At 72.1% G+C, this 18,392-nt stretch carries 14 protein-coding genes and 1 tRNA gene; 13 read left to right on the top strand and 2 right to left on the bottom strand.

Annotated features, from left to right (window positions below):
• The first annotated feature begins 152 nt into the window (after positions 1–152).
• The 7 genes from trpC (at position 153) to pyk (ending at position 12,031) form a co-directional block, all read left to right on the top strand.
• Positions 153–935, top strand: coding sequence for an indole-3-glycerol phosphate synthase TrpC (gene trpC / locus ASF50_RS11015; RefSeq protein ID WP_056904505.1), 783 nt, complete (start codon positions 153–155; stop codon positions 933–935).
• Entirely contained in the window at positions 932–2,254 is a 1,323-nt protein-coding gene (trpB, locus tag ASF50_RS11010) for a tryptophan synthase subunit beta (RefSeq protein ID WP_082503118.1), read from the top strand. Before trpC ends, trpB begins: the two co-directional genes overlap by 4 nt.
• Positions 2,251–3,186 carry a tryptophan synthase subunit alpha gene (gene trpA, locus ASF50_RS11005; protein WP_082503117.1) on the top strand — a complete coding sequence of 312 codons (936 nt, stop codon included), beginning with the start codon at positions 2,251–2,253 and terminating at the stop codon, positions 3,184–3,186. The genes trpB and trpA overlap by 4 nt, the downstream gene beginning before the upstream one ends.
• Positions 3,176–4,174: a prolipoprotein diacylglyceryl transferase gene (gene lgt, locus ASF50_RS11000; protein WP_235557644.1), complete on the top strand. Its 999-nt coding sequence runs from the start codon at positions 3,176–3,178 to the stop codon at positions 4,172–4,174. The genes trpA and lgt overlap by 11 nt, the downstream gene beginning before the upstream one ends.
• A 277-nt stretch (positions 4,175–4,451) precedes the next feature.
• Positions 4,452–8,996 carry a glutamate synthase large subunit gene (gene gltB / locus ASF50_RS10995; RefSeq protein WP_056904504.1) on the top strand — a complete coding sequence of 1,515 codons (4,545 nt, stop codon included), beginning with the start codon at positions 4,452–4,454 and terminating at the stop codon, positions 8,994–8,996.
• The gene (locus ASF50_RS10990) at positions 8,989–10,452 is read left to right on the top strand and encodes a glutamate synthase subunit beta (RefSeq protein WP_056904503.1); all 1,464 of its coding nucleotides are present in this window, start codon (positions 8,989–8,991) and stop codon (positions 10,450–10,452) included. The genes gltB and ASF50_RS10990 overlap by 8 nt, the downstream gene beginning before the upstream one ends.
• Positions 10,453–10,564: 112 nt before the next feature.
• Positions 10,565–12,031 (top strand): pyruvate kinase, encoded by a 1,467-nt coding sequence (gene pyk, locus ASF50_RS10985; protein ID WP_056862531.1) that lies wholly within the window; start codon positions 10,565–10,567, stop codon positions 12,029–12,031.
• Positions 12,032–12,062: 31 nt separating this feature from the next.
• On the opposite strand, the gene ASF50_RS10980 is transcribed toward pyk, so the two are convergent.
• The gene (locus ASF50_RS10980; RefSeq protein ID WP_056904502.1) at positions 12,063–12,824 is read right to left on the bottom strand and encodes a helix-turn-helix domain-containing protein; all 762 of its coding nucleotides are present in this window, start codon (positions 12,822–12,824) and stop codon (positions 12,063–12,065) included.
• Positions 12,825–12,872: 48 nt separating this feature from the next.
• Positions 12,873–12,945 (bottom strand) — tRNA-Leu (locus ASF50_RS10975).
• A gap of 81 nt (positions 12,946–13,026) precedes the next feature.
• On the opposite strand from ASF50_RS10975, the gene ASF50_RS10970 reads away from it, so the two are divergent.
• The 6 genes from ASF50_RS10970 (at position 13,027) to ASF50_RS10945 (ending at position 18,260) form a co-directional block, all read left to right on the top strand.
• A complete protein-coding gene (locus ASF50_RS10970) occupies positions 13,027–13,218 on the top strand; it encodes a hypothetical protein (RefSeq protein WP_156718247.1) in 192 nt (63 codons plus the stop codon).
• Positions 13,219–13,345: 127 nt separating this feature from the next.
• Positions 13,346–13,969: an ANTAR domain-containing response regulator gene (locus ASF50_RS10965; RefSeq protein WP_056862534.1), complete on the top strand. Its 624-nt coding sequence runs from the start codon at positions 13,346–13,348 to the stop codon at positions 13,967–13,969.
• A 204-nt stretch (positions 13,970–14,173) separates the two neighbouring features.
• A complete protein-coding gene (locus ASF50_RS10960) occupies positions 14,174–15,580 on the top strand; it encodes an ABC transporter permease subunit (RefSeq protein WP_156697704.1) in 1,407 nt (468 codons plus the stop codon).
• 10 nt (positions 15,581–15,590) lie between these two features.
• Positions 15,591–16,586 (top strand): branched-chain amino acid ABC transporter permease, encoded by a 996-nt coding sequence (locus ASF50_RS10955; protein ID WP_056904500.1) that lies wholly within the window; start codon positions 15,591–15,593, stop codon positions 16,584–16,586.
• Positions 16,576–17,478: an ABC transporter ATP-binding protein gene (locus ASF50_RS10950; RefSeq protein WP_056904499.1), complete on the top strand. Its 903-nt coding sequence runs from the start codon at positions 16,576–16,578 to the stop codon at positions 17,476–17,478. The genes ASF50_RS10955 and ASF50_RS10950 overlap by 11 nt, the downstream gene beginning before the upstream one ends.
• A complete protein-coding gene (locus ASF50_RS10945; protein ID WP_056862538.1) occupies positions 17,475–18,260 on the top strand; it encodes an ABC transporter ATP-binding protein in 786 nt (261 codons plus the stop codon). Before ASF50_RS10950 ends, ASF50_RS10945 begins: the two co-directional genes overlap by 4 nt.
• Positions 18,261–18,392: the final 132 nt, after the last annotated feature.

The following is an 18,392-nucleotide window of genomic DNA, read 5'->3' as shown; positions in this document are numbered from 1 at the left end:
CCGCCGCACGGGCACCACGACCGGCCACGACCCGCCACGACCCGCCACGACCGGCCACCACCGGCGGCGCCGCCCGACGCCGCCCGACGACACCCGACGCGGCGCCCCGTGACAGACTCGGGGTGCCGACCCAGACCGACGAAGGACCGCTCATGTCCGTGCTCGACGACATCGTCGACGGCGTGCGCGCCGACCTCGCCGTCCGCGAGACCGCCACGCCCCTGGCCGACCTGCGCGCCGCCCTGGCCGACGTCGACGCGCCGCGCGACCCGATGCCGCACTTCCGCGCCGCCGGCTCGAGCGTGATCGCCGAGGTCAAGCGCCGCAGCCCCAGCAAGGGGGCGCTCGCCGACATCCCCGACCCCACCGTGCTGGCGCGCCACTACGCCGCCGGGGGAGCGGCCGCGATCAGCGTGCTCACCGAGGAGCGGCGCTTCGGCGGCAGCCTCGCCGACCTGCGGGCGGTGCGCGCGGCGGTCGGGACCCCGCTGCTGCGCAAGGACTTCATCGTCACGACCTACCAGCTCGTCGAGGCCCGTGCGGCCGGCGCCGACCTGGCGCTGCTCATCGTCGCCGCCCTCGACCACGACACGCTGCACCGTCTGCACGACGAGGCGCGCGAGCTGGGCCTCACCGTGCTGGTGGAGGTCCACGACGAGGCCGAGACCGAGCGGGCCGTGGAGCTGGGCGCCGAGCTCGTGGGCGTCAACGCCCGCAACCTCAAGACCCTCCAGATCGACAGCGACACCTTCGGGCGCCTCGCGCCGCTGCTGCCCGACGACCGGGTCCTCGTGGCCGAGTCGGGCATCTTCGGCGTCGAGGACGTCCGCCGCTTCGTCGGCGAGGGGGCCCGTGCGGTCCTCGTCGGCGAGGCCCTCGTCAAGGACGGCGACCCCGAGGCCGCCGTCCACCGCCTGACAGGAGTGATGGCATGACCACGCAGGTGCACCGGCCCACGTCCCACGACGCCGACGAGCGCGGCTGGTTCGGCGACCCCGCCGACGGCGGCTTCGGCGGTCGCTTCATGCCCGAGGCGCTCGTCGCGGCCCTCGACGAGCTCACCGTCGCCTGGCACGAGGCGATGGCCGACCCCACCTTCGTGGGGGAGTTCGACGCGATCCTGCGCGACTACGCCGGCCTGCCCAGCCCGCTCTACTTCGCCGAGCGCCTCAGCGAGAAGGTCGGCGCCCGGATCCTGCTCAAGCGCGAGGACCTCAACCACACCGGCGCCCACAAGATCCGCAACGTGCTGGGCCAGGCCCTGCTCACCAAGCGGATGGGCAAGACCCGCGTCATCGCCGAGACCGGCGCCGGCCAGCACGGCGTGGCCAGCGCGACCGCCGCGGCGTACTTCGGCCTGGACTGCACCGTCTACATGGGCGCCGTCGACACCCGCCGCCAGGCGCTCAACGTCGCGCGGATGCACCTGCTCGGCGCCAAGGTCGTGCCCGTGGAGTCGGGCAGCGCGACGCTGAAGGACGCCATCAACGAGGCCCTGCGCGACTGGGTCGCCAGCGTCGACCACACCGCCTACCTCTTCGGCACCGCCGCGGGGCCGCACCCGTTCCCCAGCATGGTGCGCGACTTCACCCGCGGCATCGGCGACGAGGCCCGTGCCCAGTGCCTGGAGCAGTACGGCGCCCTGCCCGACGCCATCGCGGCCTGCGTGGGCGGCGGCTCCAACGCGATCGGGCTCTTCACCGCCTTCCTCGACGACGACGACGTCGCCATCTACGGCTTCGAGCCCGGCGGCGAGGGCGTCGACACCCCCCGCCACGCCGCGACCATCCACGCCGGCGCCCGCGGCGTCCTCCACGGCGCGCGCACCTACGTGCTCCAGGACGACGACGGCCAGACCGTCGAGTCGCACTCCATCTCCGCCGGCCTGGACTACCCCGGCGTGGGCCCCCAGCACGCCCACCTCTCGGCGACGGGACGCGCGACCTACCTCCCGGTCACCGACGACGAGGCGATGCAGGCCATGGCCCTCCTCAGCCGCACCGAGGGCATCATCCCCGCCATCGAGACCGCCCACGCCGTGGCGGGCGCGATCCGCGTCGCCGAGCGGCTGGCGGCCGAGAAGGGACCCGAGGCCACCGTGCTGATCAACCTCTCGGGGCGCGGCGACAAGGACATGGGCACCGCGATCGAGTACTTCGGCCTCGGGGACCCCGAGCAGGTCGCGGCCCACCCCGTCGGCGGCTCGGCGGCCCACGCCGAGGGCCACGGCAGCGGCGAGGGGGAGCAGAAGTGAGCACGCCCGGCCCCTCCGCCGCGACCCCGGGAGCCGGCTCCGGCCCCCGGGTCGACGCACCCCCCACCACGGCCCGCGCGGCCGACGCCGCGGCCGCGGTCACCGGGTCGGGCGCCCCGGCCGGCACCACGGCCGGCTCCGCCTTCGCCGCGGCCCGCGCCGAGGGGCGCGCCGCCCTCGTGGGCTACCTGCCCGCCGGGTTCCCCGACGTGGCCGGCGGGATCGAGGCCCTGCGGGTCATGGTCGACTCCGGCTGCGACGTCATCGAGGTCGGCGCGCCCTACACCGACCCGGTCATGGACGGCCCCACCATCCAGGCCGCGGCCCAGCAGGCGCTCGAGCGCGGCTACCGCACCAGCGACGTCCTGCGCACGGTCGAGGCCGTCGCCGCCACCGGCGTGCCGACCGTGGTGATGACGTACTGGAACCCCGTCGAGCGCTACGGCGTGCCGCGCTTCGCCGCCGACCTCGCCTCGGCCGGTGGGGCCGGGCTGATCACCCCCGACCTCACCCCCGACTTCGCCCCGGAGTGGATCGCCGCCGCCGACCAGCACGGTCTCGACAAGGTCTTCCTCGTGGCGCCGTCGTCGACCGACGAGCGCATCGCGATGACCACCGCGGCGTGCCGCGGCTTCGTCTACGCCACCGCCGTCATGGGCGTGACCGGGGCCCGCACCACCACGAGCGACCTGGCCGGTCCCCTCGTGTCGCGCGCGCGCTCCCTGGCCCCCCAGGGCCTCCCGGTCGGGGTCGGCCTCGGCGTCGGCAGCGGCGACCAGGCCGCGGAGGTCGCCTCCTACGCCGACGGCGTCATCGTCGGCTCGGCGTTCGTGCGCACGCTGCTCGACCACCCCGACGACCGCGCGGCCGGCCTGCGGGCGCTGGCCGCCCTCACCGAGGACCTGGCCGGGGGAGTGCGTCGTGGTCGCTGACCTCCTGCCGCAGCTCGCGGCCACCGGCGTGCCGTGGTCGATCCCGAGCCCGGCCGACGGCACCTGGGACCTCGGCCCCGTGCCGATCCGGGGCTACGCCCTGTCGATCATCCTCGGCATCGTCGCCGCGATCTGGATCGGCGAGCGCCGCTGGGTGGCCCGCGGCGGGCGAGCCGGCGAGATCCAGGACCTCGCGATCTGGGCGGTGCCCTTCGGCCTCGTCGGCGGCCGGCTCTACCACGTCGCCACCGACAGCGGGCTCTACTTCGGCGAGGGCCGCGACCCGTGGGCCGCGCTCTACATCTGGAACGGCGGCCTGGGCGTGTGGGGCGCGGTCGCCCTGGGCGCGGTCGGCGTGCTGATCGGCGCCCGCGTCGCCGGCATCAGGCTGCTCCCCGTGCTCGACGCCATGGCACCCGGGGTGCTGGTGGCCCAGGCCCTCGGCCGCTGGGGCAACTGGTTCAACCAGGAGCTCTTCGGCGGACCGACCGACCTGCCCTGGGCGCTGCGCGTCAGCGACGACGTGGCTGCCGCCGCGGGCTACGCGCCGGGCACGACCTTCCACCCCACGTTCCTCTACGAGTTCGTCTGGAACCTGCTGGTCTTCGCGCTCGTCATCTGGGCCGACCGCCGCTTCCGGCTCGGCCACGGCCGGGTGGTCGCCCTCTACGTCATGGCCTACACCGCCGGGCGCGGCTGGATCGAGATGCTGCGCATCGACGACGTCGAGCTCTCCGACGTGGGCGGCCTGCGCTTCAACGTCTGGGTCTCGATCGTGCTCTTCGTGCTCGCGCTGGCCTACTTCGTGCTCAGCGCCCGGCGTCACCCGGGACGCGAGGAGGAGGTCTACCTCGACGGCCGCGGTCCGGACGCCACCGCCGCCGCCACCAGCACCGACACCGGCACCGGCACCGGCAGATCTGGCCCCGCCGGCCCGGCGGGGGAGACCCCCGGCACCCGGGTCGACGACCCGCCGGGCGCCCGCTGACCCGTCTCACCTGACGTACGCCGCAGCGCTGCCGGCCGGGTGCCGCGAAACGCAGTGGTAACCTGAGCCTGCCGCGAGGGCCAGCGTCGTCCCCTCCACCGCGGTGCCTGGAGCCTCGTAGGATCACCGTGCCGGCCGCGTCCGGCACGACCCTCGCTCGACACCCGCTCCACCCCCTGCCCCACCCCCGGCCGCCTCCTCAGCCCCACCACCTCGGACCTTCCCGGCCCGGCGTGCGTCGAGGAGCCCGGCTCAGACGACGACGGGAGAACGACCGGTGCCCTACCAGCACGCATTCCCGCCGCCCCAAGGGCTCTACGACCCCGCGCACGAGCACGACGCGTGCGGTGTGGCTTTCGTGGCAACCCTGACCGGCGTCGCCAGCCATGACATCGTCCGCAAGGGCATCATCGCCCTGCTGAACCTCGACCACCGTGGTGCCGCCGGTGCCGAGCCGAACTCCGGCGACGGTGCGGGCATCCTGATCCAGGTGCCCGACGCGTTCCTGCGCGAGGTGGTCGACTTCGAGCTGCCGCCGCAGCACGCCTACGCCGTCGGCACGGCCTTCCTGCAGGGTGACGGCGACCAGGTCGCGGCCACCCGCGCCGCGATCGAGGCCATCGCCGCCGAGGAGGGCCTCGACGTCCTCGGCTGGCGCGACGTGCCGGTCGACCCCAGCTCGCTGGGCTCCACCGCCCGCGGGGTCATGCCGACCTTCGCGCAGCTCTTCGTGGCCGGCGCCGGCGCCCGCGTGACCGGCATGGGCCTGGAGCGCCTCGCCTTCGTGCTGCGCAAGCGCGCCGAGCACGAGACCGACGTCTACTTCCCGTCGCTGTCCTCGCGCACGCTGGCCTACAAGGGCATGCTCACCCCGGCGCAGCTCGACGAGGTCTACCCCGACCTCAAGGACGAGCGCGTCGCCTCGGCGATGGCCGTCGTGCACTCGCGCTTCTCCACCAACACCTTCCCGAGCTGGCCGCTGTCGCACCCGTTCCGGTTCATCGCCCACAACGGCGAGATCAACACCGTGATGGGCAACCGCAACTGGATGCGCGCCCGCGAGGCCCTGCTGTCCTCCGACCTCATCCCGGGCGACCTCGAGCGGCTCTACCCGATCTGCACGCCGGGCGCCTCCGACTCCGCGTCGTTCGACGAGGTGCTCGAGCTGCTGCACATGGGCGGCCGCTCGCTGCCCCACTCGGTGCTGATGATGATCCCGGAGGCGTGGGAGAACCACACCGAGATGGACGAGGCGCGCCGCGCCTTCTACTCCTTCCACTCCAACATGATGGAGCCGTGGGACGGGCCCGCCTGCGTCGTCTTCACCGACGGCTCGCAGATCGGCGCGGTGCTCGACCGCAACGGCCTGCGCCCCTCGCGCTACTGGGTCACCGACGACGGTCTGGTCGTCCTGGCCTCCGAGGTCGGCGTGCTCGACCTCGACCCCGCCTCGATCGTGCGCAAGGGCCGGCTCCAGCCGGGCCGGATGTTCCTCGTCGACACCGACGAGCACCGCATCATCGAGGACGAGGAGATCAAGGCCGAGCTCGCCGCCGAGCACCCCTACGACGAGTGGCTCCACGCCGGCCTCATCCACCTCGACGACATCCCCGAGCGCGAGCACGTCGTGCACACGCACGCCTCGGTGACGCGTCGCCAGCAGGTCTTCGGCTACACCGAGGAGCAGCTGCGCGTGCTGCTGACCCCCATGGCCAACACCGGCGCCGAGCCGATCGGCTCCATGGGCACCGACACGCCCATCGCGGCGCTGAGCGAGAAGCCGCGGCTGCTCTTCGACTACTTCGCGCAGCTCTTCGCGCAGGTCACCAACCCGCCGCTCGACGCGATCCGCGAGGAGCTCGTCACCTCCCTCAACGGCACCATCGGCCCGGAGTCCAACCTCCTCGACCCCACGCCGGCCTCCTGCCGGCAGGTCGTGCTGCCCTTCCCGGTCATCTCCAACGACGACCTGGCCAAGATCCGCCACATCAACCGTGACGGCGACATGCCGGGCTTCATCACCCACGTCTCCCGCGGCCTCTACGAGGTCGAGGGCGGCGGCGCGGCGATGGCCGCGCGGATCGAGGAGATCTGCCAGGAGGTGAGCACCGCGATCGCCGACGGCGCCCGCATCATCGTGCTCTCCGACCGCCACTCCACCGCCGAGCTCGCGCCGATCCCGTCGCTGCTGCTCACCGGTGCGGTCCACCACCACCTGGTGCGCGAGAAGACCCGCACCCAGGTCGGCCTGCTCGTCGAGGCCGGCGACGTCCGCGAGGTCCACCACGTGGCGCTCCTGGTCGGCTACGGCGCGGCCGCGGTCAACCCCTACCTGGCCATGGAGTCGGTCGAGGACCTCGCCCGCGAGGGCTACTACGTCACCGCCGACCCCGAGCAGGCCATGGCCAACCTGGTCAAGGCCCTCGGCAAGGGCGTGCTCAAGGTGATGTCGAAGATGGGCGTCTCCACCGTCGCCTCCTACACCGGCGCGCAGATCTTCGAGGCCGTCGGGCTCTCGCAGGCCGTGGTGGACAAGTACTTCACCGGCACGACCTCCAAGCTCGGCGGCATCGAGCTGGACACCATCGCCGAGGAGGTCGCGCGCCGGCACGCCACGGCGTACCCGCGCGGCGGCATCCTCCAGGCCCACCGCGAGCTGGAGACCGGCGGGGAGTACCAGTGGCGCCGCGACGGCGAGCCGCACCTGTTCGACCCCGAGACGGTCTTCCGCCTCCAGCACTCCACGCGGGCCGGTCGCTACGACGTCTTCAAGCAGTACACCCAGCGCGTCGACGAGCAGGCCGAGCGCCTGATGACGCTGCGCGGGCTGTTCCGCTTCAAGGACGGCGGGGCCACCGGACGCACCCCGGTGCCGATCGAGGAGGTCGAGCCGGTCTCGGAGATCGTCAAGCGCTTCTCCACCGGCGCGATGTCCTACGGCTCGATCAGCGGGGAGGCCCACGAGACCCTCGCCATCGCGATGAACCGCCTCGGCGGCAAGTCCAACACCGGCGAGGGCGGCGAGGACCCCGAGCGCCTCTACGACCCCGAGCGCCGCAGCTCGATCAAGCAGGTCGCCAGCGGCCGCTTCGGGGTGACCTCGGAGTACCTCACCAACGCCGACGACATCCAGATCAAGATGGCGCAGGGCGCGAAGCCCGGCGAGGGCGGGCAGCTGCCCGGCCACAAGGTCTACCCGTGGGTGGCCAAGACCCGGTACTCCACGCCGGGCGTGGGCCTCATCAGCCCGCCGCCGCACCACGACATCTACTCCATCGAGGACCTCGCCCAGCTGATCCACGACCTGAAGAACGCCAACCCGCAGGCGCGGGTGCACGTGAAGCTGGTCTCCGAGGTCGGCGTCGGCACGGTCGCGACGGGGGTGTCGAAGGCGCACGCCGACGTGGTGCTCATCTCCGGCCACGACGGCGGCACCGGCGCCTCGCCGCTGACCTCGCTCAAGCACGCCGGCGGTCCCTGGGAGCTCGGCCTGGCCGAGACCCAGCAGACCCTGCTGCTCAACGGTCTGCGCGACCGGATCGTCGTGCAGACCGACGGACAGCTCAAGACCGGTCGCGACGTGGTCATCGCCGCCCTGCTGGGCGCCGAGGAGTACGGCTTCGCCACCGCGCCGCTGGTGGTCTCGGGCTGCATCATGATGCGGGTCTGCCACCTCGACACCTGCCCGGTCGGCGTCGCGACGCAGAACCCCGTGCTGCGCGAGCGCTTCTCGGGCAAGCCGGAGTTCGTGGTGACCTTCTTCGAGTACATCGCCGAGGAGGTGCGCGAGATCCTCGCCGAGCTGGGCTTCCGCTCGCTCGACGAGGCCATCGGCCAGGTCGCCACGCTCGACGTCGAGCAGGCGGTGGAGCACTGGAAGGCCTCGGGTCTCGACCTGGCGCCGATCCTCCACGTGCCCGAGCTGCCCGAGGGCGCCGCGCTGCGCAACACCACCGGTCAGGACCACGGCCTCGACAAGGCGCTCGACGTCATCGAGCTGCTGCCGCTGGCCGAGCCGGCGCTGGAGCGCGGCGAGCCCGTGCGCGCCCAGGTCACGATCCGCAACGTCAACCGCACCGTCGGCACGATCCTGGGCCACGAGGTCACCAAGCGCCACGGCGGCGAGGGGCTGCCCGACGGCACGATCGACCTGACCTTCCTGGGGTCGGCCGGCCAGTCCTTCGGCGCGTTCCTGCCCCGCGGGGTCACGCTGCGGCTGGAGGGCGACGCCAACGACTACGTCGGCAAGGGCCTCTCCGGCGGGCGGATCGTGGTGCGGCCCGACCGCGCGGCGACCTTCCGCTCGCAGGAGCAGATCATCGCCGGCAACACGATCGCCTACGGCGCCACCTCGGGCCAGGTCTACATCCGCGGCGGCGTCGGCGAGCGCTTCGCCGTGCGCAACTCGGGGGCCTGGCTGGTCACCGAGGGCGTGGGCGACCACGCCTGCGAGTACATGACCGGAGGGCGCGTGGCCGTGCTGGGCAAGACCGGGCGCAACTTCGCCGCCGGCATGTCCGGCGGCGTGGCCTGGGTGCTCGACCTCAAGGACTTCCGGGTCAACAAGGAGCTCGTGGAGCTCGGCCCGGTGACCGACGAGGCGGCCGCGGAGCTGCACGAGATGGTCCGCGCCCACCACGAGGAGACCGGGTCGGAGGTGGCCGAGGAGCTGCTCGCCGACTGGGAGACCTCCCTGACCCGCTTCACCGAGGTCATGCCGCGCGACTACCGGATCGTCCTGGAGGCCAAGGCGAAGGCCGAGGCCGACGGGCTCGACGAGAACGACACCGCCAACGCGATGATGGAGGCCCTCCATGGCTGACCCGAAGGGATTCCTCAAGGAGGGGCGCAAGGTCGCGGAGCGACGCCCCGTCGAGGAGCGTGTGCACGACTGGAACGAGGTCTACCCCGACGGGATCGGCCGTGCGCTGCTGCCGATCATCACGCCCCAGGCCGGACGCTGCATGGACTGCGGTATCCCGTTCTGCCACCAGGGCTGCCCGCTGGGCAACATCATCCCGGAGTGGAACGACCTGGTCTGGCGCGACGACTGGGAGGGCGCCATCGAGCGTCTCCACGCGACCAACAACTTCCCGGAGTTCACCGGTCGCCTCTGCCCGGCTCCCTGCGAGACCGCCTGCGTGCTGGGCATCAACCAGGACCCCGTGACGATCAAGAACGTCGAGGTCTCGATCATCGACAAGGCCTGGGAGTCGGGCTTCGTGCGGCCCCAGCCCCCGGAGTGGCTCTCGGGCCGCACGGTCGCGGTCGTCGGCTCGGGCCCCGCAGGCCTGGCCGCCGCCCAGCAGCTCACCCGGGCCGGCCACACGGTCGCGGTCTACGAGCGGGCCGACAAGATCGGCGGGCTGCTGCGCTACGGCATCCCCGAGTTCAAGATGGAGAAGAAGCACCTCGACCGCCGCCTCGACCAGATGCGGCGCGAGGGCACCGTCTTCCGCCCCGGGGTCGACGTGGGCGGCGAGCTCACCGGCGAGAAGCTCAAGGACCGCTACGACGCGGTCGTGCTCGCGATGGGCTCGACCACCGCGCGTGAGCTCGACGTGCCGGGCCGCGACCTCGACGGCATCCACCAGGCCATGGACTTCCTGCCCCAGGCCAACCGGGCCGCGCTGGGGGAGCAGGTCGAGGGCCAGGTCACCGCGACCGACAAGCACGTCGTCATCATCGGCGGCGGCGACACCGGCGCCGACTGCCTCGGCACCTCGACCCGTCACGGCGCGGCCTCGATCACGCAGCTGGAGATCATGCCGGAGCCCCCGGGGGCACGGCCGAGCGGCCAGCCGTGGCCGACCTACCCGATGACGTTCAAGGTGTCCTCGGCCCACGAGGAGGCCGGCGAGCGGGTCTACTCGGTCTCCACGAAGCGCTTCGTCGGCACCGAGGGGCGCGTCACCGGCCTGGTGCTGGTCGACGTCGTCTTCGAGGGCGGCAAGCTCACCGAGATCGAGGGCACCGAGCGCGAGATCCCGGCCGACCTGGTGCTCTTCGCGATGGGCTTCACCGGCCCGGAGACCGCCGGCCTCGTCGAGCAGCTGGGCGTCGACCTCGACCAGCGCGGCAACGTCGCGCGCGACGCGTCGTACATGTCCTCGGTGCCGGGGGTCTTCGTGGCCGGCGACGCCGGTCGCGGCCAGTCGCTCATCGTGTGGGCCATCGCGGAGGGCCGCGCGGCCGCCTCGAAGGTCGACGAGTTCCTGACCGGCTCGACCACGCTGCCGGCGCCGGTGAAGCCCACCGACCGGCCGCTGACGGTCTGACCACCGCCGCTGCGCGCGACACGCCGGCGGGAGCCCCTCGAGCGAGGGGCTCTCGCCGGTTTTGTCCGTGGAAAGTGTTGGAACGTTCCAAGACAGCGCTAGGGTGAGGGACGTGCGTAGAGCCAAGATCGTCTGCACCCTGGGTCCCGCGACCTCGTCGCCGAGGCGCATCCGTGAGCTGGTGTACGCCGGCATGGACGTCGCCCGGCTGAACATGAGCCACGGCAGCCACGCCGACCACGCGGAGAGCTACCGCCTGGTCCGCGAGGCCTCCGACGCCAGCGGCCACGGGGTCGGCATCTTCGCCGACCTGCAGGGCCCCAAGATCCGCCTGGAGCGCTTCGCCGACGGGCCGGTCGTGCTGCGCCGCGGCCAGGTCTGGACGATCACGACCCGCGACGTGCCCGGCGACATCGAGAGCTGCGGCACGACCTACAAGGGCCTGCCGGGCGACGTCGGCGTGGGCGACCCGATCCTCATCGACGACGGCAAGATCCGGCTGCGGGTCACCGGCGTCGACGACACCGACGTGACCACGGAGGTGCTGGTCGGCGGCAAGGTGTCCGACAACAAGGGCATCAACCTGCCCGGTGTCGCGGTCTCGGTGCCGGCGCTGTCGGAGAAGGACGTCGAGGACCTGCGCTTCGCGCTGTCGCTCTCGGTCGACTTCATCGCGCTGTCCTTCGTGCGCGACGCCCAGGACGCCGAGGACGTGCGGGCCATCATGCGCGAGGAGGGCGTCATGGTGCCCGTCATCGCCAAGATCGAGAAGCCGCAGGCCATCGAGAACCTCGACGAGGTGGTCGCGGCCTTCGACGGCATCATGGTCGCCCGCGGCGACCTGGCCGTGGAGTGCCCGCTCGAGGACGTGCCGTTCCTGCAGAAGCAGATCATCCAGAAGGCCCGGCTCAACGCGAAGCCGGTCATCGTGGCGACCCAGATGCTCGAGTCGATGATCTCCAGCCCCTCGCCCACGCGGGCCGAGGCCTCCGACGTCGCCAACGCGGTGCTCGACGGCTCCGACGCCGTCATGCTGTCGGGGGAGACCGGGGTGGGGGAGTACCCCGTCGTCACCGTCGAGACGATGGGCCGCATCATCTCCTCCACCGAGCGCCAGGCCCTGTCGGCCGGCGCCGTCGCCGGGGTCCGAGAGATCGACTGGGACCCCCACACCAACGGCGGCGTGATCGCCAAGGCGGCCGCCGAGGTCGCCGAGCGCGTGGGCGCCAAGTACGTCGTGGCCTTCACCCAGTCCGGTGACTCCGCCCGGCGGATGTCGCGGCTGCGCGGCCCGATCCCGATCCTGGCCTTCACCCCCGAGGCGGTCGTGCGCTCGCAGCTCTCGCTGAGCTGGGGTGTGGAGACCTTCAAGACCGCGCCCGTCGAGCACACCGACGAGATGGTGCGCCAGGTCGACGAGCAGCTGCTGCGCATCGGCCGTGTGCAGGAGGGCGACCTGGTGGTGATCATCGCCGGTGCGCCCCCCGGCATCCCGGGGTCGACCAACGCGCTGCGCATCCACCGGATGGGCGATGCGATCAACGAGGTCGCCCCCGCCTACCGTCGCCCGGAGGCCTGAGGCGGGTCCTGCGGACCTCTCGGGCAGAGGATCAGCCCTTGAGCCCCACCAGCGCGTCGAGGCGGGCCACGCCGGCGCGCGTGGAGACGCTGATCGTGCGGTACGCCGACTGCCGCCAGGCCACCTCCACCAGGTCGAGGGCCCAGCAGCACAGGCCACGGATGTCGGCCGAGGCGTTCACGAACTGCCAGCGGGGGTAGTCGTAGCGGCGCACCGTGCCGTCACGCAGCCACCGCGACGTCCAGTTGGCGCTGCGTGAGCCGTCGGAGTGGAACAGCCCGCGCAGGAAGGCGGCGGGGTGCGCCTCGACCGCCGCGCGCTGCCAGGCCTCGAGCACGATCGGCCGCTCGTGCTTGCGGCCGGGCCCGTGCTGGGGGAACAGGCAGGGCCAGTGGCGCCAGTTGACGTGGACCACCGTCGTTCCGGGTGCGGACACCCGGAACACCCGGGCCCCCGGGCGGACCTGCGCGACCACCGTGGCCACGTCCTCCACGATGCCGGGCAGGGAGGCGTCACAGGCGACCCGCAGCGACACGGTGCGCCTCTGCTGCGAGACGCAGCCGTCGCCGAGGTAGTAGCCGAGGAGGACGGCGTAGGGCTCAGCCGCCAGCGGAGCCTCGCCACACGTCGGGCAGTCGACGTCGCGTCGGCGGTGCCGTTCCTCCCGCCAGCGCCCGAGCCGCCAGTCGCGGACGGTCGTGCGGGCCACACCGAGGCGGCGCCCGATCTCGCTGTCGCTGGCGCCACCCTCGTGCTCCCGCCGGGCGGCGGCGACCAGGTCGTCGGGGTGCATGGCCCCACGGTCCCCTCACGCACCGACATCCCGGGGGAGCCGGACGGGTGCCCCGGGTGGGATTCGAACCCACACTGCATGGTGTTTGAGACCATCGCCTCTGCCGTTGGGCTACCGGGGCCACGACGCGCGCAGACGCTACCCGACGGTGCTCCGGGCTCGACAGTCGACAAAAGTCGACCAGATAACTACAGTTTGAGTCATGGCGAGGGCAGTGATCGGCAGGGGCGGCCACTGGGCGCCGTGGCGGTGGGCGCGCGCCAGCCACGAGCGCGCGGTGCGCAACGCCCGCGAGGGTGCGACCGACGCCGCCCGTCGTCGCCTCGAGCGGGCCGAGGTCGAGCTCTTCCTCGCGACGCCCCGCACGGCGCGGCGCGCACAGCACCCGGCCTGACGACCGCCGCGCCGCCTCCCGACGCCCTCCTGACGCTCCGACCTGGGTGGGACACGTGCGGGCCCCGCCGGTCGGCGCCTCGCGGTCTCGCGCTCGGCCGCGGCGCGGCGGGCGATAGCCTGTCGCCGTGACTGACGCCCCCGCCCCCGCCGCGCCCAGCACCCGGACGGTCGTGATCGCCGAGGACGAGGTGCTCATCCGCATGGACCTCGCCGAGATGCTCACCGAGGAGGGCTGGTCGGTGGTGGGGCAGGCCGGCGACGGCGCCAAGGCCATCGAGCTGGCCGAGCAGCTGCGCCCCGACCTGGTCATCCTCGACGTGAAGATGCCGGTGCTCGACGGCATCGCCGCCGCCGAGTCCATCGCTGGTCAGCGGCTCGCGCCGGTCGTCATCCTCACCGCCTTCTCCCAGCGCGAGCTGGTCGAGCGGGCCCGCGACGCCGGTGCCATGGCCTACCTGGTGAAGCCCTTCACCCAGAGCGACCTGGTGCCGGCCATCGAGATGGCGGTCAGCCGCTTCGCCGAGGTGCAGCAGCTGGAGACCGAGGTCGCCGACCTCACCGAGCGGCTCGAGACCCGCAAGGCCGTCGACCGGGCCAAGGGCATCCTCCAGGAGCAGCTGAAGGTCTCCGAGCCCGAGGCCTTCCGCTGGATCCAGAAGACCGCGATGGACCTGCGGCTCTCGATGCGCCAGGTGGCCGAGGGGGTCGTCACCCACGGCCCCGGCATCGCCTCCGGCCCCGGTTCCTGACCGCGGCGCCGGGCGGCGCCCGTCGGTCCCCGGACGTCCCGCGCCCGTCTGCGCCCGGGTCGGGGGCGCCCGCGTGCCCGGGTGCCTGCATCAGGGTTGTCACCGTTTGGTGTCGGTCCGTCACAGAGCCCTTGCGCGACCCCCGCCGACCCCTACACTCCTCGCAGCCCTCGCCGGAAGTGCGTGGAACGACAGGAGTTGTGTGTGGCTTCGCGATTGATGGCGCTCCTCGCGCTCGTGGCGGCCTCGCTGGTGGCGGTCCTGCTGCCACTGGCCGCCCACGCCGGGACGACGAGCCCCAGCCCCAGCCCGTCCAGCAGTCCGTCGGCGGAGTCCTCGGCCTCTCCCGGGGCGTCGCCCTCGGGTGACGCCGGCGCCCCGCAGCCGACGATCGGTCCTGACGAGACCGGCATCAACGTCCTCCTCACCGACAGCTCCGACCTCGACGCCGAGGGCAACGGCACGCCGATCCCCGACGTCGGCCTGACCGTCACCGACGAGTCCGACCAGGAGGTCGGCGAGGGCGTCACCGACGCCGAGGGACGCGCCATCATCGCCGTCCCGTCGAAGGGCACCTACACCGTGACCCTCGACGAGGCGACGCTGCCGGAGGGGGTGGAGCTCGACTCCGACACGCCCTCCTCGGTGACCGTCGTCGCGCGTCTCGACGGCCCCAACAACTTCGGCGCCTTTCCGATCGGTGTCGTCGCGGCCGACACCGCGACCTTCGCCGACAAGCTGGCCGCGGCCCTGGTCTCCGGGGTGAAGTTCGGCCTCATCGTGGCCCTCGCGGCCCTCGGCCTGTCGCTGATCTTCGGCGCCACCGGCCTGACGAACTTCTCCCACGGCGAGCTGATCACCCTCGGCGGCATCTCGGCCTACGTCGCCAACCGCACCTTCGGCCTGCCCGTCATCGTGGCCGGCATCGTGGCGGTGGTCGTCTGCGCGGCCTTCGGCTGGGCCCAGGACCGCGCGCTGTGGAGACCGCTGCGCGCCCGCGGCACCGGGCTGATCGCGATGATGATCGTCTCGATCGGGTTCGGCCTCTTCCTGCGCAGCCTCTACCAGTACTTCTTCTCCAGCTCGACCAAGTCGCTCTCGGAGTACACCAGCCAGGCGCGCGAGAGCTACGGGCCGATCGCGCTGGCCGACAAGGAGCTCGCGATCATCCTGATCGCGCTCGTGGCGATCGCCGCGGTCTGCGTGGCGCTCATGCGCACCCGCCTCGGCAAGGCCATGCGCGCGGTCTCCGACAACCCCGCCCTGGCCGCCTCCTCCGGCATGCGCGTCGACGGCGTCATCAGCTACGCCTGGATCCTCGGCACCGCACTGTCCGGGCTGTCGGGCGTGCTACTGGCCATCAACAGCCAGGTCAACTTCCTGATGGGCTTCAAGCTGCTGCTGCTGGTCTTCGCGGCGGTCACGCTGGGCGGCCTCGGCACCATCTGGGGCGCGCTGTTCGGCTCGATGGTGATCGGCCTGATGGTCGAGGTCGGCCCCCTCTTCGGGGTGCCCTCGTCGATCAAGGAGGTCGGCGCCCTCGTCGTGCTCATCCTCATCCTGCTGATCAGACCCCAAGGCATCCTGGGTCGTCGCGAGCGGATCGGTTAAGGACCCCGACATGGACTTCACAGACATCTTCTCGACGGCCCTGACCCAGGCCCTGGGTCCCAACGCCATCGTCTACGCCCTGGCCGCGATCGGCCTCAACATCCACTTCGGCTACACCGGCCTGCTCAACTTCGGCCAGGCCGGCTTCATGGCCGTGGGTGCCTACGGCCTCGCCGTCACCGTGGTCGTGGCCGGCCTGCCCTTCGGCGTGGGCCTGGTGATGGCCTTCGCCGCCCCGCTGCTGCTCGCCGTGCTGCTCGGGTTCCCGACCCTGCGGCTGCGGGCCGACTACCTCGCCATCGCCACCATCGCGACGGCGGAGATCCTGCGCCTGGTCTTCGGCTCGGTGGAGATGAAGGACTACTTCGGTGGCTCCAACGGGCTCACCGGCTACTCCAGCGTCTACAAGGGCCTCAACCCCTACTCCGAGGGCATCGACTGGGGCATCGTGCGCTACAGCCGTGACGACCTCTGGTCGGTCACGGTGGGCTGGGTCCTCGTGGCCCTCGGCTGCCTCATCGTGTTCGCGCTGATGCGCAGCCCGTGGGGTCGCGTGCTCCGCTCGATCCGCGAGGACGAGGACGCCGTGCGCTCGCTGGGCAAGAACGTCTTCGCCTACAAGATGCAGGCGCTCATCCTGGGCGGCATGTTCGGTGGCCTGGCCGGTCTGTTCCTGGCCCTGAAGCAGTCCTCGGTCGTGCCGAGCGACTACTCCACCAACATCACCTTCTACGCCTACACCGCGCTGCTGCTCGGTGGTGCGGCCCGGGTGCTCGGTCCCGTGGTGGGCGCGATCATCTTCTGGTTCCTGCTGTCCGGCCTCGGCTCGTTCTTCGGCCAGGCCACCTCGGGCGTCGACCCGCTGATCCCCAGCTGGATCATGGACGACACCCAGTCCAGCCTCGTCCGCTTCATCATCACCGGACTGGCACTGATGCTGCTGATGATCTACCGACCACAGGGGATCTTCGGTGACCGGAGGGAGATCGCGATCGATGGACGCTGACTCGACAGGGCGCGCCGGCCTCGCCGGCGTCCCCACCGACCCCGGGGCCCGCAAGCCCGACCCGCTGATCGTCGGCGACAACATCTCCCGCGCCTTCGGCGGCCTCAAGGCCGTCGACGTGGAGCACCTGGAGATCCAGCGCGGTGTCATCACCGCGCTGATCGGGCCCAACGGCGCCGGCAAGACCACGCTGTTCAACCTGCTCACCGGCTTCGACACCCCCGACACGGGCGACTGGAGCTTCAACGGCAAGCCCCTCAGCGGGGTCGCGGCCTACAAGGTCGCCCGCCGCGGCATGGTGCGCACCTTCCAGCTGACGAAGGTGCTCTCCAAGCTGACCGTCATCGAGAACATGCGCCTGGGGGCGACCGGCCAGCGCGGCGAGCGCTTCTGGTCGGCACCCTTCAAGTCGCTGTGGTCCTCGCAGGAGGACGAGATCACGCGTCGTGCCGACGAGCTGCTGGTGCGCTTCAAGCTCGACGCCAAGCGCGAGGACTTCGCCGGCTCGCTCTCGGGCGGTCAGCGCAAGCTCCTCGAGATGGCGCGCGCGCTGATGGTCGACCCGGAGCTGATCATGCTCGACGAGCCGATGGCGGGTGTGAACCCGGCGCTCAAGCAGTCGCTGCTCGGCCACGTGCAGTCGCTGCGCGACGAGGGTCGCACCGTGCTCTTCGTCGAGCACGACATGGACATGGTGCGTCACATCTCCGACTGGGTCATCGTCATGGCGCAGGGCCAGATCGTCGCCGAGGGCACCCCCGCCTCGGTGATGGCCGACCAGCGCGTCATCGACGCCTACCTCGGCGCCCACCACGACACCGACCTCAGCGAGATGGACGAAGAGGCCATCATGGAAGAGGCCATGGCCGAGATCGAGGGGACCAAGGAATGAGCGGCACCACCGAGCCCGACAGCCCCGAGCGCCGCGCCCACGAGGCCGGCGCCGAGGGCGCCGTCCTGCGGGCCGACAACCTGATCGCGGGCTACCTCCCGGGTGTCAACATCCTCAACGGCGCCGACTTCTACTGCCAGCCCGGTGAGCTGGTCGGCATCATCGGACCCAACGGCGCCGGGAAGTCGACGCTGCTCAAGGCGCTCTTCGGCCTGGTCAAGATCCACACCGGCCAGGTCACGCTCAAGGGCGAGGCGATCACCAACAAGCGGGCCGACCAGCTGGTGGCGCAGGGGATCGGCTTCGTGCCGCAGACCAACAACGTCTTCCCCAGCCTCACCATCGAGGAGAACCTCGAGATGGGCTGCTACCAGGCTCCCAAGACGTTCCAGGACCGCTTCGACTTCGTCACCGACCTCTTCCCGACCCTCGGCACCCGGCGCAAGCAGCGCGCGGGCTCGCTGTCGGGCGGCGAGCGGCAGATGGTGGCGATGGGCCGCGCCCTCATGATGGACCCGTCGGTCCTGCTGCTCGACGAGCCGTCGGCGGGCCTGTCGCCGGTGATGCAGGACGAGGTCTTCGTGCAGACCCGCAAGATCAACCAGGCCGGGGTCTCGGTCGTCATGGTCGAGCAGAACGCCCGTCGCTGCCTGCAGATCTGCGACCGCGGCTACGTCCTCGACCAGGGACGCAGCGCCTACACCGGCACGGGCCGCTCGCTGGCCGACGACCCGAAGGTCATCGAGCTGTACCTCGGCACGCTGGGCAAGCAGGCCTCCTGAGCCGGCCCCACCTCGGCTGCGGGAAGCGGTCCCGCTCCTGCGGGAGCAGGAGCGGGACCGCACCCGTGTCGCTGCCGGGTGTCGTCGACCGGGGGCCGGGTCCTCCTTGGCTGCCCCCTCCACGATGGTGGA

The organism is Nocardioides sp. Leaf307, assembly GCF_001423135.1.
Taxonomy (GTDB): Bacteria; Actinomycetota; Actinomycetes; order Propionibacteriales; family Nocardioidaceae; genus Nocardioides; species Nocardioides kribbensis.
Note: the sequence above shows the minus strand (reverse complement) of the source record. Positions and strands in the feature narration are given on the sequence as shown.